Source organism: Erythrobacter sp. MTPC3 (assembly GCF_042854385.1).
GTDB lineage: Bacteria > Pseudomonadota > Alphaproteobacteria > Sphingomonadales > Sphingomonadaceae > Erythrobacter.
This window is the reverse complement of sequence record NZ_BTGP01000005.1, coordinates 25,927-39,131: the sequence shown is the minus strand read 5'-3', so window position 1 is coordinate 39,131 and position 13,205 is coordinate 25,927. Positions and strand designations below refer to the sequence as shown.

Below are 13,205 nucleotides of genomic sequence, written 5' to 3'. Positions count from 1 at the left end.
GCGCGGGCAGCAGGCTTTGCGGGGGACTTTTTCCGCTCCGGCCCAAGGTTATTGGTTTCGTTATTGCTCACCGATTGGCTCAACCAAGCTCGGCAATCATGATAGCCGCATGGGGCTGTGCGAAAGTGGCTGCGTGCGCCTCACCGCCATCGAAATGGCTGGTGAAAATCACCATCGCAGTCATCGCTGCGATGCTGGCGAGAGCGGCCTGGCCGAGTTTGCTTGTCCAAAAGCTTTTGGCGAAAAACAGGCTCTTATACATCTCTTCAGTTCCTTTCTGTCCCAGTGAGGCGGGGTTGAACCCGGCAGCTCGCTGTTGTTGCCAAAGTATTTGCAACCGGCGTGCCAAACCTGAAAAGGCGCAGAAAACCGCCAATTTTGGAGATTCCAATCCAACCTGTGTTGGTTTCTATTGCCAAGCATTGGGAAATTTCACTATAGATTGGCCATGGAGCGGGATAATCAGTTTATCGGGCAATCCGGGGCATTCCTAGATGCGGTGGAGCGGGCATCGCGTGCCGCCCCGATGAGCCGCCCCGTGCTCGTCATTGGTGAGCGCGGCACGGGCAAGGAATTGATCGCCGAGCGGCTTCACCGGCTTTCCACCCGCTGGGACGAACCGCTTGTCACAATGAACTGCGCGGCGCTTCCCGAAACCCTGATCGAGGCCGAGCTTTTCGGGCACGAAGCGGGTGCTTTTACCGGTGCTACCAAAGCGAGGGCAGGAAGGTTCGAAGAAGCCGACAAGGGCACGTTATTTCTCGACGAACTGGGCACGCTGTCGATGGGCGCGCAAGAACGGCTGCTGAGGGCGGTTGAATATGGCGAGGTAACGCGTATCGGCGCATCGCGCCCGATCCGCGTTGACGTGCGGATTGTGGCTGCGACGAACGATGATCTGCCCGCACTTGCCGAAAGCGGTGAGTTCCGGGCTGATTTGCTTGACCGGTTAAGTTTCGAAGTGATCACCCTGCCGCCGCTGCGTGTGCGCGAAGGGGATGTAGGCGTGCTGGCCGAATATTTCGCGCGGCGCATGGCGGCGGAACTGGACTGGCATAAATGGCCGGGGTTTGCGCCGCATGTGATGCAGGGGCTTGAGGATTATGCATGGCCCGGCAACGTCCGCGAGCTTCGCAATGTCGTGGAGCGGGCGGTTTACCGCTGGGATGATCCCGAAACCGCAATCGCGCATGTCCAATTCGATCCTTTCGACAGTCCGTGGAAACCGGCGGCGCCCTCTCATCGTCAATCGTCCGTGCCCGATCAGCAACCAGCGGCTGCTTTGCCAGCTCCGGGCAGCGTCCCCGTGGGTGTCGATTTCGAGCATGTTGATGATCTGCGCTCCGCAGTGGACGAGCATGAACGGGCAATCGTGCAGCACGCGCTGGGCAAGCATCGCTGGAACCAGCGTCAGACCGCAAAAGCGCTGGGCCTAAGTTATGATCAGCTGCGCCACTGCATCAAGAAACACGGCCTGATGGAAGAGACAGATACCTGACCCGATTATCGCAGCGGAGTGTCTTTTGATCGGAATACGGGCAATCTTTACCCATCCCACTTGTGCTTTTTTCTCGTGACCTTAGACCTTGGCATACGGCGATTTTGTGCCGAGGGGGCATAGCCGGGGGATTGGCGATTGCCCTCCGATATGGAGGAGACAAGTCTTGGGACTGAATACCAAAAAACTGCTTGCACTTGGGGTCGCACTCGGGGGCATGGGAATTGCACTTTCAACACCGGCACACGCTCAGGGAAACAGCCCGAAAGCCGGCGATAAAATCGCCAACAGCTATATCTGCGTGTTTAACAAGCAGGACGTATCGCGCGGCAATGCCCGTTCAGAGGCTGCGCGGCTGGCCAACGCCAATGGCGGCCAACTGAAACGCGTTTACACCAACGCGATCCGCGGATTTTCCACCAATATGAGCGCGGTTGCAGCCGAACAGATGCAGCGCGTATCGCCGAACATCGCGTTTTGTGAACAGGATCAGGTCGTCACCACCCAGCAGGGCCGTGGCGGAGGCAAAAAACCGAAAGATGACACTGGCGGCGGTGACGGAGTTTCGACGCAGGCAACGCCGTGGGGTATCACCCGCGTCAATGGCGGCGCGGCTGGCAACTTTGCAACCGCATGGATCATCGACAGCGGCATCGACCTCGATCACCCTGACCTCAATGTAGATACGTCCCGTTCTTTCTTTGCTGTCGGTCGCAACGCCGATGACGAGAACGGTCACGGCACGCACGTCGCAGGCACAGTGGCCGCAATCGACAACACAATCGGCGTGATCGGTGTTGCCCCTGGCGCTCCGGTGGTGTCGGTTCGTGTTCTCGACCGCCGCGGTTCGGGCTCCACGTCGGGCGTAATCGCCGGAGTGGACTATGTTGCCGCAAACGGCAGCTCGGGCGATGTCGCAAATATGAGCCTTGGCGGCGGGATCAGCACCGCGCTTGATCAGGCTGTGGCTAACGCTGCTGCATCCAGCGGGGTTCGGTTCGTTCTGGCGGCCGGCAACGAAAGCCGCGATGCAAACCTCAGCTCGCCAGCGCGCGTGAATGGCAACAACATTTACACGATCTCGGCATTTTCACAGGGTGATACGTTTGCAAGCTTCTCCAACTTCGGCAATCCGCCGGTGGATTACGCTTCGCCCGGCGTGGCGGTGACATCGACTTGGAAAAGCGGTGGCTACAACACCATTTCCGGTACCTCGATGGCTGCTCCGCACTTTGCAGGCATTCTGCTGCAGGGTGCATCGACCAATGACGGCACCGTCAGCGGCGATCGCGACAGCAACCCGGACGTAATCCGCATCGTCCAGTGATGCGCATTCGCCAATGAAAAGAACGGGGCTCGCAGCGATGCGGGCCCCTTTTTTGTGTGTAGAACCGTCTTGACCCTTGCCAATCCGGGTGCGCGGGCCTAACTGCGACACATCCCGACATTGTCGATCAAAGTTTGGATGCTGGCGCCGCAAGGGGCCGGCCCGAACCGCCATTGTCATATAGAAATGCTAAACGGACCTCGATGACTGACATTAAGCGCCTTACCGACCTGATAGAACCCGAAGCGAAAGCGTTGGGATTTGATCTGGTGCGCGTGAAGATGATGCCATCGGAGGCAGGAGATGGCGGCGAAGCGTTGCAGATCATGGCAGAAGACCCTGCGACGGGTCAGCTTGTGATCGAACAATGCGCGCAGCTGTCACGCCGTGTATCCGAAATGATCGATGCCCGCGAAGAGGCAGGCGACGTGCTGATCGATGGTGCATACCACCTCGAAGTGTCATCGCCAGGCATCGACCGCCCGCTGACCCGCGAAAAAGATTTTGAAAACTGGGCCGGACATGAGGCCAAGATTTCGATGGTCAAAGGGTATGAAGGCCAGCGCAATTACAAGGGTATTCTGGAAGGGATGAAGGCCGAAAAGGGCACCGATTTCGTCCACCTTACGGACAAGAACGGGGTGACGCATTTCCTTCCCCGCGCAGATATTCACTCGGCAAAACTCGTCCTCACCGACGAGCTGATCGCCGCCACCCAGCCGCTTGATACGAGCGGTGCCGAAGATATTGTCGAAGACGACTCAGAAGAAAAGGCAGACAACTGATGGCCAGTGCCATTTCCGCCAACAAGGCAGAACTCCTCGCGATTGCAAACGCGGTTGCTTCCGAAAAGATGATCGACAAGTCGATCGTTATCGAAGCGATGGAAGAAGCGATTCAGAAATCGGCCCGTAACCGTTACGGTGCTGAAAACGACATTCGTGCAAAACTTGACCCGCAGACCGGCGATTTGACGCTGTGGCGCGTTGTCGAGGTTGTCGAAGAGGTCGAGGATTATTTTAAACAGGTCGATCTGAAACAGGCGCAGAAACTGCAGGATGGCGCAGCCATTGGTGACTTCATCGTCGATCCGCTGCCGCCGGTCGATCTGGGCCGTATCGACGCGCAGAGCGCAAAGCAGGTGATCTTTCAAAAGGTCCGCGATGCCGAACGGGAACGTCAGTTTGAAGAGTTCAAGGACCGCGCAGGCGAAGTCATCACCGGCGTGATCAAATCGGTCGAGTTCGGCCACGTGATCGTCAACCTCGGCCGCGCCGAAGGTGTGATCCGCCGCGACCAGCAAATCCCGCGCGAAGCTGCGCGTGTCGGCGAGCGTGTCCGCGCGCTCATCACGAAGGTGGAGCGCAACAATCGCGGTCCGCAAATCTTCCTTAGCCGCGCTGCGCCCGATTTCATGCGCAAGCTGTTCGCACAGGAAGTGCCCGAAATTTATGATGGCATCATCGAGATTAAAGCCGCTGCCCGCGATCCGGGTTCGCGCGCGAAGATTGGTGTCATCAGCCACGACAGCAGCATCGATCCGGTCGGCGCCTGCGTTGGTATGAAAGGCAGCCGCGTTCAGGCCGTCGTGCAGGAATTGCAGGGCGAAAAGATCGACATCATCCCGTGGTCGGAAGACACCGCGACATTCGTCGTCAACGGCCTTCAGCCTGCGACCGTCGCCCGCGTCGTTCTCGACGAGGAAGATGGCCGCATCGAAGTCGTCGTGCCTGACGATCAGCTTTCGCTGGCCATCGGTCGGCGCGGTCAGAACGTGCGTCTCGCCAGCCAGCTGACAGGCCACCAGATCGACATCATGACTGAGGAAGAGGCTTCGGAGAAGCGTTCCAAGGAATTCGCCGAACGTTCAAAAATGTTTGAAGAAGAGCTGGACGTCGACGAAACGCTGTCACAGCTGCTCGTCGCGGAAGGTTTCGCGATGCTCGAAGAAGTCGCCTACGTGGACAAAGCTGAACTCGCTGCCATCGAAGGTTTCGACGAAGAGCTGGCAGAGGAGCTGCAAAGCCGCGCAATCGAAGCTCTCGAACGTCAAGAAGAGGTGCACCGCACCGCTCGGCGCGAATTGGGCGTCGAAGATGCTCTGGCCGAAATCCCGCATCTGTCCGAGGCGATGCTCGTCACGCTGGGCAAGGGCGGCATCAAGACGCTTGATGATCTGGCCGACCTTGCGACCGACGAACTGATCGCGAAAAAGCGTGAAGCACCGCGTCGCCGCAACAACGCTGATGGACCGCCGATGCGCCGTCCGCAGCGTGACCAGGACAAGGGCGGTGTTCTGGGCGAATACGGCCTGACCGAAGAGCAAGGCAACGAAATCATCATGGCTGCCCGCGCGCACTGGTTCGAAGACGAAGACGACAGCGCTTCGGCTTCCGAACCCGAAACTCAGGAGGCCGCCGATGCGGACTCCACACAATGAGCGCGTAAGTTCAGACAACGCTGAAGAGCCCCGTTTCCCGAAAGCCGCCAAGGCTTCCGGGAGCGAACGGCGCTGCATCCTTTCAGGTGAAACATTCCCGCGAGAGACATTGGTGCGTCTGGCGATCTCGCCCGATGGAGTGGTTTTGCCCGATCCCGCGGCAAAGGCGCCCGGGCGCGGGGCATGGATAGCGCCAAACCGCGCCGCACTTGAACAGAGCATCGCCGATGGCCATTTCAAACGGGCACTGATGCGCGCGTACAAGGGCGGGCCGGCGGATGAGGACGGAAAACGCACGACGCTTTCCTACTCGGACGATTTGCCGCAGCAGATCGAAATGGCTCTGACGCGCAATCTCACCGACCGCCTCGGCCTTGAGCTGAGGGGCGGAAACATCGTTTTAGGGTCCAGCCGGATCGAGGAGCAGGCGCGTCAGGCCAGGCTTGGCCTGTTGCTCCACGCCAGCGACAGCAGCGATGATGGACGCAAAAAGCTGGATCAGGCGTGGCGCGTCGGGGGCGAGATCGAAGGATCGGGCGCGCGCGGCGAGGTCTTACCACTGGACCGCAGCGTGCTGTCTGTGGCATTGGGCCGCGACAATGTCGTCCACCTGGGTGTTTCGGGGCGACCCGGCGATGCCAGCGCGGCAAACCAGACGCGCGCGGCATTCCGCGTCGCGCAGGCGGTAAATCGCCTTACAAGTTTTGTGAGTGGCATTTCAGCCTCTTGTGACCAGCCGGTCGATCGCGAAGCGGGTAACCAGCCCGCCGATACGAACGGCGACGACAGAATTGATACGTGAAGGATTAACGAGCTAGAATGAGCGACGAACCAGAAAAACGCACCCGCAAACCGCTAGGCCTTAAAAGGGCGGTCGATGCTGGCGAGGTCAAGCAGACCTTTAGCCACGGCCGCACCAACAAGGTTGCGGTCGAGGTGAAGCGCCGCCGCAAGCTCCTGAAACCCGGCGAAACACCGCCGCCCGAGGCTGCGCCCGCACCGGCGCCGGCCCCCGAACCTGCGCCAGCAACAGCGCCCGCGCCCGCTCCCGCAGCCAAGAAAGCTGCCCCTGCCAAACCTGCGAAGAAAGCTCCGGCAGGCGAAACCGCGCAGGAACGCGTAAAGCGCCTCCAGCTCGAAGCAGAAGAGCAGCGCCTTTCCCAGCTTGCCTCGGATCGCAAGCGCGAAGAGGAACAGGCACGCAAACGGGGCGAGGAAGAGGCTCGCCAGCGCGAAGACAACCGCAAGGCTGAAGAGCAGGCCGAAAAACAATCTGCCGAAGAAACACAGGCCGCCGAAACCGCCGAGGCAGAGGCTGAAACAGCGAAAGCGGACGCCAGCGCCGAGCCGAAAAGCGCGTCTGCACCTGCCGCGCGCAAATTCACTCCGGTCGCGCGGCCAGAGCCGAAGCGTCCCGAAAAGAAAAAGAAAGACGACAAGCGTCCCGCCAAGGATGCGGGCGGCGGCAAAGACAAACGCCGCGGTGGCAAGCTGACCGTTACCAAGGCTCTCAATGAAGACGAAGGCCGCCGTGCCCGTTCGCTCGCCGCGCTGAAACGCGCCCGCGAAAAAGAACGCCGTGCCCAGGGCGGCCCGTCCAAACCACGTGAAAAGCAGGTTCGCGACGTCATCGTGCCAGAAGCCATTACCGTGGGCGAACTCGCCAAGCGGATGGGCGAAAAAGGCGCGGATCTCGTTAAAGAACTGTTCAATCTGGACATGATGGTCACCGTCAACCAGACCATCGATCAGGAAACCGCAGAGCTGCTGGTCGAACAATTCGGCCACAATATCGAGAAGGTGTCAGAAGCCGACGTCGATATTGTCAGTGAAAAGGATGTCGATCCGGAAGAAACGCTGAAACCGCGTCCACCGGTCGTCACCATCATGGGCCATGTCGATCACGGCAAGACCAGCCTGCTGGACGCCCTGCGCGGCGCCAATGTGACCAAAGGCGAGGCCGGCGGCATCACCCAGCACATCGGCAGCTATCAGATCACGACCAAGGACAAGGCGAAGATCACGTTTCTCGACACGCCGGGCCACGCTGCATTTTCCGAAATGCGCCAGCGCGGTGCGAATGTGACCGATATCGTGGTGCTTGTCGTGGCAGCGGATGACGGCATCATGCCGCAGACGATTGAGGCCATCAATCACACGAAGGCTGCGGGCGTCCCGATGATCGTCGCGATCAACAAGATGGACAAGCCCGAAGCCGATCCGAACAACATCCGCAGCCGTCTGCTCGAACACGAAGTCATCGTCGAGGCGATGTCGGGCGATGTGCAGGATGTCGAGATTTCGGCAGTCAAGGGCACGGGCCTCGATGAACTGATCGAGAAAATCCAGCTGCAGGCCGAATTGCTTGAACTGAAAGCGCGCCCTGATCGCGATGCCGAAGCAACCGTGATCGAAGCGCAGCTCGACAAGGGCCGCGGTCCTGTCGCGACTGTAATCGTCACACGCGGCACATTGCGGCGCGGGGACACATTTGTTGTCGGCACCGAAAGTGGCCGCGTCCGCGCGGTTGTCAATGATGCGGGCAAGCAGATCAAGGAGGCCGGTCCGTCCATGCCGGTCGAGGTCTTGGGCCTTGGCGGCGTGCCGTCGGCCGGCGATCAGCTGACCGTGGTTGAAAACGAACAGCGCGCCCGCGAAGTCGCGCAGTATCGTCAAGAAAAAGCGACCGAGAAACGCACCGCGCTTGCTCCGACCAATTTCGACACGATGTTCAACAATCTGGCATCGGATGTCATCGAGTGGCCGGTTCTGGTCAAAGGCGACGTGCAGGGTTCTGTCGAGGCGATTGTCAGCGCACTGCACAACATCTCAACCGATGACATCAAGGTCCGCGTCCTGCACGCAGGCGTCGGTGCGATCACAGAAAGCGATGTAACGCTGGCCGCTGCATCGAACGCGCCGATCATTGGCTTCAACGTTCGCCCGAATGCGAAAGCACGCGAGCTGGTGAAGCGCGATGGCGTGCGGATGATGTATTACGATGTGATCTATCACCTCACCGAAGAAGTCGCCAAGGAGATGGCCGGCGAGCTTGGCCCAGAGCGGATCGAAACCGTCGTTGGCCGCGCGCAGGTCAAGGAGGTCTTCAAGTCCGGCAAGAGGGACAAGGCCGCTGGCCTCCTCGTCGAGGACGGTGTTATCCGCAAAGGGCTGTTTGCCCGTCTTACCCGCGAAGACGTTATCGTGTCGGCGACCACCATCGCATCGCTGCGGCGGTTCAAGGACGACGTGGATGAGGTCCGCTCGGGCCTCGAATGCGGCGTGGTTCTCGAAGACACGAACGACATCAAGCCGGGTGACCAGCTCGAAGTCTTCGAAGTCGAGGAACGCGAACGCACGCTGGAATACTAGTGGGGGCGGCATTCGGTCTGACACGCACCATACACATTAGCCCGCGCGGCATTATCCGCCGCGCGGCCAATGTGTGCAGCTTTACGGGCCGAAACCTGCTTTAGCGCGAAGGGGGAAGCGGTCATGGAAGATCCATTCTCAGCCGATGCTGCCGGTTCACCGCACGCTGATCTGCTCGGTTCGCGGTTCGTCAGTTTCGATGAGGCGACGCAAACTGCGACCATGCGTTTTACGGTCAAACGTGAAATGACGACATGGCGCGGTGGGGTTCAGGGCGGTCTGGTCGCGGGTTATCTCGATGATGTTATGGGCTATGCCTTTGTCCTTGCGACGGATGGCGAGATGGCCCCGCTCAATCTGGAAATTTCGATGACGCTGCTGCGGCTGATCCCCGAAGGCCCGCTGATCGGCAAGGGGCGGGTGGTCAAATCCGGTCGCCGCGTGGTTTTTCTTGAAGGGGAATTGCTGGCCGAAGACGGGACGGTCATGGCCCGCGCGACCTCTACCGCGCTGCCTACGCCCCGGCCTTCGCCAGACACCACAGGTATGGGCTGATGGCGCGCTATCTGGCGCTGCTGGGAAGCATCAATGTCAGGAGCAACCGGATCAAGATGGCCGATCTGAAAGCGGCGCTGGCAGATGCAGGCTTTCAGGACATCACCACCATTGCTGCCAGCGGTAACGTTGTTTTCAGCGATGAGCGCGACCCGGCTTTGCTGGAAATCCAGTTTGAAAGCATCATTGAACAGCGGTTTGAGTTCCAGTCCTGCACGATGATCCGAACAGCCGATGAAGTCCGAACCGCGATAGACGGAAATCCATTTCACGGGACAGAGGCGCGGCATGGCTCGGATAAAATGGTCCACACCGTGTTCCTTAGCCAGCCGGCGGACAGGGACGCATTTCATGATCTTATCAGCGATCATGATGGGCCGGAAAGGCTGGCATTGGGTGACCGGATGCTCTTCCTCGATTATGTGGACGGCGTGGGCACTTCAAAGCTGACCAATCGATTGCTTGAGCGTAAGCTTGGCTGCAAAGGCACGGCGCGCAATATGAATTCGCTGAAAAATATTCTTTCGAAAATGAATTAGGTTAAAAGAGAAACCCGATGGCCCGCAAAGATCCTTTTACCGCCGAACAGCAATCGGTTCGCGTCCTGAAAGTGGGCGAGCGTGTGCGGCATATCCTGTCCGAGCTGCTCGCCCGGCAGGAAGTGCACGACGATGTGGTAAGCGCCGCCAATATCGCGGTGACGGAAGTTCGTATGACGCCCGACCTTCGCAACGCGACCGCCTATGTCAAACCGCTGCTGGGAGCAGGCGAAGACGATATCGTCCACGCGCTGCGGCAGAACACGGCTTTCCTCCAACGTGAGGTAGCCAAGCGGCTCGACCTGAAGTTCGCGCCCAAGCTCAAATTCCGCAAGGACGAAAGCTTTGCCGAGGCCGACCGTATCGAGGAATTGCTACGCGACCCGAAAGTCGCGCGCGATCTGGAAGACGATGACGCGCAGGAATAGACCGGTGCGAGGACGCTTCGGTCCAATCTTCAGTTCGGGACCATCCGCGCCCGCATGGTGATATCGACCTTGTTTCCCACGATCATCTGATAGCTTTTCATCCCGTATTCGCGCCGGTCGATAGTCGTCGTCGCGGTGAAACGGACCGCTCGTCCCGGAGACGATTTCACAGGATCGACATCAAAGCTGACGTCGAGCGTTTGCGGTTTCGTGACGCCGCGCGCTGTCAAATCGCCTGCAAGCGTTCCGCGCGTCGGCGATTTCAGCTTCAGCGATTTTCCCACGAACCGGACGGTCGGATATTTCTCGACCCAGAAAAACTTGTCCCCGCGCAATCGGCGCAGCGTTGTTTCATCCGGTGCCTCAAGGGCTGTCGCATCGAAAGTCACGTCGATTGTCGCAGCCTCCGGTGAACCCGGCACGATCCTGACCTTTCCCGACATTTCGGGAAATTTCATCGATTTGCTCGACAATCCGAAGAATGGCACCTTCGCGGTAACCTCGCTTGCCCCGGCATCGAGCGCGTAATTGCGCGGTGCGCCAACGTTTGCGAGCAGCAATGCGGCAAATACAGGGGCCAGAACTGGCGCGAGGGTCAGGGGACGGGGCAGCATAAAACGGTTCCTTCTATCCTATGACTACGTCCCGGCACCCTGATTGGTTTCGCGGGCGCTATCAGCAGTCGCGTGAGGGGAACGATCCCTCTATCACCGTGCTTGCATCGGGCACTTCGATACAGACGCTTGCGCCCGGACCAAGCGGCAGGTCGAGCACGACCCAGCCAATGGTAAGCGCAAGGCCCGACAGAAGCAGGCCGATGGAAAACGGCAGCATAACCGCCGCAAGTGAACCCAGCCCGAATTCCTTGTCCCAGCGTTGGCAGAAGATCAGAATCAGCGGGAAATACACCATCAACGGAGTGATGATGTTGGTCGCACCATCGCCTACGCGGTAGGCGGCAGTCGCCATCTCAGGCGAGATGCCGAGCAAGATGAGCATCGGGACCATGACCGGCGAAATCAGCGCCCATTTCGCGCTGGCAGACCCGACAAACAGGTTTAGCAGGCCTGAAACCAGAATGATCGAGGTCAGCAGCAGCCACGGCGGCATATCGGTGCTGCCGAGGAAGTCTGCTCCATGCACGGCGAGGATCAGGCCGAGATTGGACCATGCAAACATCGCAACAAAGTGCGCTGCGGCGAATGCAAGGACGAGGTAATAGGCCAAATCCTCCATCGCGCCCGTCATCATCTTCACAAGATCGCGGTGATTTTCAATCGTGCCTGCGCCCTTGCCGTAAGCCCACCCGGCAAGCAGGAAAAGCAGGAAGAACGCAGCCACCAGGCTTTTGTAAAACGGGTTCATCTGCGCCTCGGCGCTGGCCGTTTCATCGATAAGCGGAGTGCCGGGGCCAAAGGTAAAGCCCACCCACAACACGACCACAAACAGCATGGCGAACAGGGCGTAGAGCAGCCCTTGTTTCTCCGGTGCGGTTAGCGGGCGGTCCGTGTCCTCATCATCCACATTCGATGCGCGCGCCGCGACGAAGCTGCCGAGACGCGGCTCGATCATCTTGTCTGTCACGAACCAGATCACCGGCAGAAAAACGAACGTCATCGCCATGATGAAATACCAGTTGCCGACGATATTCGCGGTGTAGCCGGCAAAGACGGTGCCCACGCTTGCCTCGGTAATGCCGAACAGCAGCGCATCGAGTTGGCCGGGCAGCAGGTTAGCGGAAAAGCCGCCCGAAACACCGGCAAACGCGGCAGCGATGCCCGCGATCGGATGGCGTCCGGCGGCGTGGAAGATTATCCCCGCCAGCGGGATCAACACCACATAGGCCGCATCCGCCGCCAGATTGCCCAGCATTCCGACCAGCACGACAATCGGGGTCAGAAGGAATTTCGGAGCATCGCGCACACCGGCCCGCATCGCGGTACCGAACAGGCCGGACCGCTCCGCCACGCCCGCGCCGAGCATGACGACAAGCACATAGCCAAGCGGGTGAAAGTGCGTGAATGTGGTCGGCATATCGACCCACAGCCGCGCAATGTTCTCGGCATTTAGCAGGCTGGCCGCTGTGATAACCGCCGCTGCGCCGGTATCGGGATCGACCTGCGTTGGATGCAGCGCCGACACGCCTGCCAGGCTGGCGATGACGGAGATGAGTATCAGGGCAAAGATCAGGCCGAAAAACAGGAATACGGGGTCGGGCAGTTTATTGCCGCTTCGCTCAATCCAGCCCAGAATGCCGGACATGCCCTGTCGTTCGCTATCAGCCGCAGCCGCGCTTGCCATGAATTGATCCCCGTAGTCTTTTCTTGCGTTTAGCGGTGGCTAGCATTGCGCGGGCAGGCTGTCTGCCTTCTGAATGATGCGAGGTGTTGATGGTTCGTGGACACGCGCCGCGCGGAGCTTGCCGCCGCAGGTGCGCGGTGTAAGTCTGCCGTGCATGGCCAAGCTGTATTTCTATTATTCGAGCATGAATGCCGGCAAATCGACCACGATGCTGCAGGCCGATTTCAACTACCGTGAGCGCGGGATGCGCACCATGCTGTGGACGGCTGAACTGGACACCCGATCACAGGGGATGGTGCGCAGCCGGATCGGGCTTGAGGCGCAGGCTCACCTGTATTCCCCGAACACCGACCTTTGGTCCGCCATCAGTGCAGCTCATGCCGAAGCCCCGCTCGATTGCGTGCTCCTCGACGAAGCGCAATTTCTGACCAAAGAGCAGGTGTGGCAGCTCGCCCGGCTGGCGGATACGGCGGGCATCCCGATCCTTTGCTATGGCATCCGCACCGATTTTCAGGGCGAGCTGTTCCCCGGTTCTGCCGCGCTGCTCGGCATCGCAGATGCTCTCGTCGAGCTAAAGGCGGTGTGCCATTGCGGGCGCAAGGCATCGATGAATTTGCGCGTCGATGCGGACGGCAAACCGGTTGCCGAGGGGGCGCAGACGGAAATCGGCGGCAATGACCGCTATCTCGCGCTGTGCCGCAAACATTTCAGCGAGGCGCTGGGCGAGGGCGGCTGACAGGTGCGG

Annotated in this window: 13 protein-coding genes; 10 read left to right on the top strand and 3 right to left on the bottom strand. The window is 59.7% G+C overall.

Annotated features, from left to right (window positions below; genetic code table 11):
• Window positions 1-79: 79 nt before the first annotated feature.
• On the bottom strand, window positions 80-262 hold the full coding sequence (locus ACGHU1_RS08320; protein ID WP_390585665.1) for a hypothetical protein: 183 nt from the start codon (window positions 260-262) through the stop codon (window positions 80-82).
• 186 nt (window positions 263-448) lie between these two features.
• Between ACGHU1_RS08320 and pspF the strand changes: the two genes are divergently transcribed.
• From pspF to rbfA, 9 genes are all read left to right on the top strand, one after another.
• The gene (gene pspF / locus ACGHU1_RS08315; RefSeq protein WP_390585664.1) at window positions 449-1,498 is read left to right on the top strand and encodes a phage shock protein operon transcriptional activator; all 1,050 of its coding nucleotides are present in this window, start codon (window positions 449-451) and stop codon (window positions 1,496-1,498) included.
• Between the two features lie 166 nt (window positions 1,499-1,664).
• A complete protein-coding gene (locus ACGHU1_RS08310) occupies window positions 1,665-2,825 on the top strand; it encodes a S8 family serine peptidase (RefSeq protein WP_390585661.1) in 1,161 nt (386 codons plus the stop codon).
• Between the two features lie 203 nt (window positions 2,826-3,028).
• Window positions 3,029-3,610, top strand: a complete 582-nt coding sequence (gene rimP / locus ACGHU1_RS08305) for a ribosome maturation protein RimP (RefSeq protein ID WP_390585659.1) — start codon at window positions 3,029-3,031, stop codon at window positions 3,608-3,610.
• On the top strand, window positions 3,610-5,265 hold the full coding sequence (gene nusA, locus ACGHU1_RS08300) for a transcription termination factor NusA (RefSeq protein WP_390585658.1): 1,656 nt from the start codon (window positions 3,610-3,612) through the stop codon (window positions 5,263-5,265). The genes rimP and nusA overlap by 1 nt, the downstream gene beginning before the upstream one ends.
• The gene (locus tag ACGHU1_RS08295; protein ID WP_390585656.1) at window positions 5,246-6,067 is read left to right on the top strand and encodes a DUF448 domain-containing protein; all 822 of its coding nucleotides are present in this window, start codon (window positions 5,246-5,248) and stop codon (window positions 6,065-6,067) included. The genes nusA and ACGHU1_RS08295 overlap by 20 nt, the downstream gene beginning before the upstream one ends.
• A gap of 17 nt (window positions 6,068-6,084) precedes the next feature.
• Window positions 6,085-8,637 (top strand): translation initiation factor IF-2, encoded by a 2,553-nt coding sequence (gene infB / locus ACGHU1_RS08290; RefSeq protein WP_390585653.1) that lies wholly within the window; start codon window positions 6,085-6,087, stop codon window positions 8,635-8,637.
• A gap of 123 nt (window positions 8,638-8,760) precedes the next feature.
• The gene (locus ACGHU1_RS08285) at window positions 8,761-9,192 is read left to right on the top strand and encodes a PaaI family thioesterase (RefSeq protein WP_390585651.1); all 432 of its coding nucleotides are present in this window, start codon (window positions 8,761-8,763) and stop codon (window positions 9,190-9,192) included.
• A complete protein-coding gene (locus tag ACGHU1_RS08280; RefSeq protein ID WP_390585649.1) occupies window positions 9,192-9,731 on the top strand; it encodes a DUF1697 domain-containing protein in 540 nt (179 codons plus the stop codon). The genes ACGHU1_RS08285 and ACGHU1_RS08280 overlap by 1 nt, the downstream gene beginning before the upstream one ends.
• 17 nt (window positions 9,732-9,748) lie before the next feature.
• Entirely contained in the window at window positions 9,749-10,159 is a 411-nt protein-coding gene (gene rbfA, locus ACGHU1_RS08275) for a 30S ribosome-binding factor RbfA (RefSeq protein ID WP_390585646.1), read from the top strand.
• Between the two features lie 29 nt (window positions 10,160-10,188).
• On the opposite strand, the gene ACGHU1_RS08270 is transcribed toward rbfA, so the two are convergent.
• Entirely contained in the window at window positions 10,189-10,773 is a 585-nt protein-coding gene (locus ACGHU1_RS08270) for a YceI family protein (protein WP_390585643.1), read from the bottom strand.
• A 61-nt stretch (window positions 10,774-10,834) separates the two neighbouring features.
• Complete coding sequence (locus tag ACGHU1_RS08265) at window positions 10,835-12,460, bottom strand: AbgT family transporter (protein WP_390585640.1); 1,626 nt, start codon at window positions 12,458-12,460, stop codon at window positions 10,835-10,837.
• A gap of 154 nt (window positions 12,461-12,614) precedes the next feature.
• On the opposite strand from ACGHU1_RS08265, the gene ACGHU1_RS08260 reads away from it, so the two are divergent.
• Window positions 12,615-13,196, top strand: coding sequence for a thymidine kinase (locus ACGHU1_RS08260; protein WP_390585636.1), 582 nt, complete (start codon window positions 12,615-12,617; stop codon window positions 13,194-13,196).
• Window positions 13,197-13,205: the final 9 nt, after the last annotated feature.

Excerpts from the sequence above, each read along its gene's own strand:
- rbfA (WP_390585646.1), top strand. The coding sequence starts at position 9,749 with ATGGCCCGCAAAGATCCTTTTACCGCCGAACAGCAATCGGTTCGCGTC.
- ACGHU1_RS08285 (WP_390585651.1), top strand. The coding sequence starts at position 8,761 with ATGGAAGATCCATTCTCAGCCGATGCTGCCGGTTCACCGCACGCTGAT.
- infB (WP_390585653.1), top strand. The coding sequence starts at position 6,085 with ATGAGCGACGAACCAGAAAAACGCACCCGCAAACCGCTAGGCCTTAAA.
- pspF (WP_390585664.1), top strand. The coding sequence starts at position 449 with ATGGAGCGGGATAATCAGTTTATCGGGCAATCCGGGGCATTCCTAGAT.
- ACGHU1_RS08295 (WP_390585656.1), top strand. The coding sequence starts at position 5,246 with ATGCGGACTCCACACAATGAGCGCGTAAGTTCAGACAACGCTGAAGAG.
- rimP (WP_390585659.1), top strand. The coding sequence starts at position 3,029 with ATGACTGACATTAAGCGCCTTACCGACCTGATAGAACCCGAAGCGAAA.
- ACGHU1_RS08260 (WP_390585636.1), top strand. The coding sequence starts at position 12,615 with ATGGCCAAGCTGTATTTCTATTATTCGAGCATGAATGCCGGCAAATCG.
- ACGHU1_RS08280 (WP_390585649.1), top strand. The coding sequence starts at position 9,192 with ATGGCGCGCTATCTGGCGCTGCTGGGAAGCATCAATGTCAGGAGCAAC.
- ACGHU1_RS08320 (WP_390585665.1), bottom strand. The coding sequence starts at position 262 with ATGTATAAGAGCCTGTTTTTCGCCAAAAGCTTTTGGACAAGCAAACTC.
- ACGHU1_RS08270 (WP_390585643.1), bottom strand. The coding sequence starts at position 10,773 with ATGCTGCCCCGTCCCCTGACCCTCGCGCCAGTTCTGGCCCCTGTATTT.
- nusA (WP_390585658.1), top strand. The coding sequence starts at position 3,610 with ATGGCCAGTGCCATTTCCGCCAACAAGGCAGAACTCCTCGCGATTGCA.
- ACGHU1_RS08265 (WP_390585640.1), bottom strand. The coding sequence starts at position 12,460 with ATGGCAAGCGCGGCTGCGGCTGATAGCGAACGACAGGGCATGTCCGGC.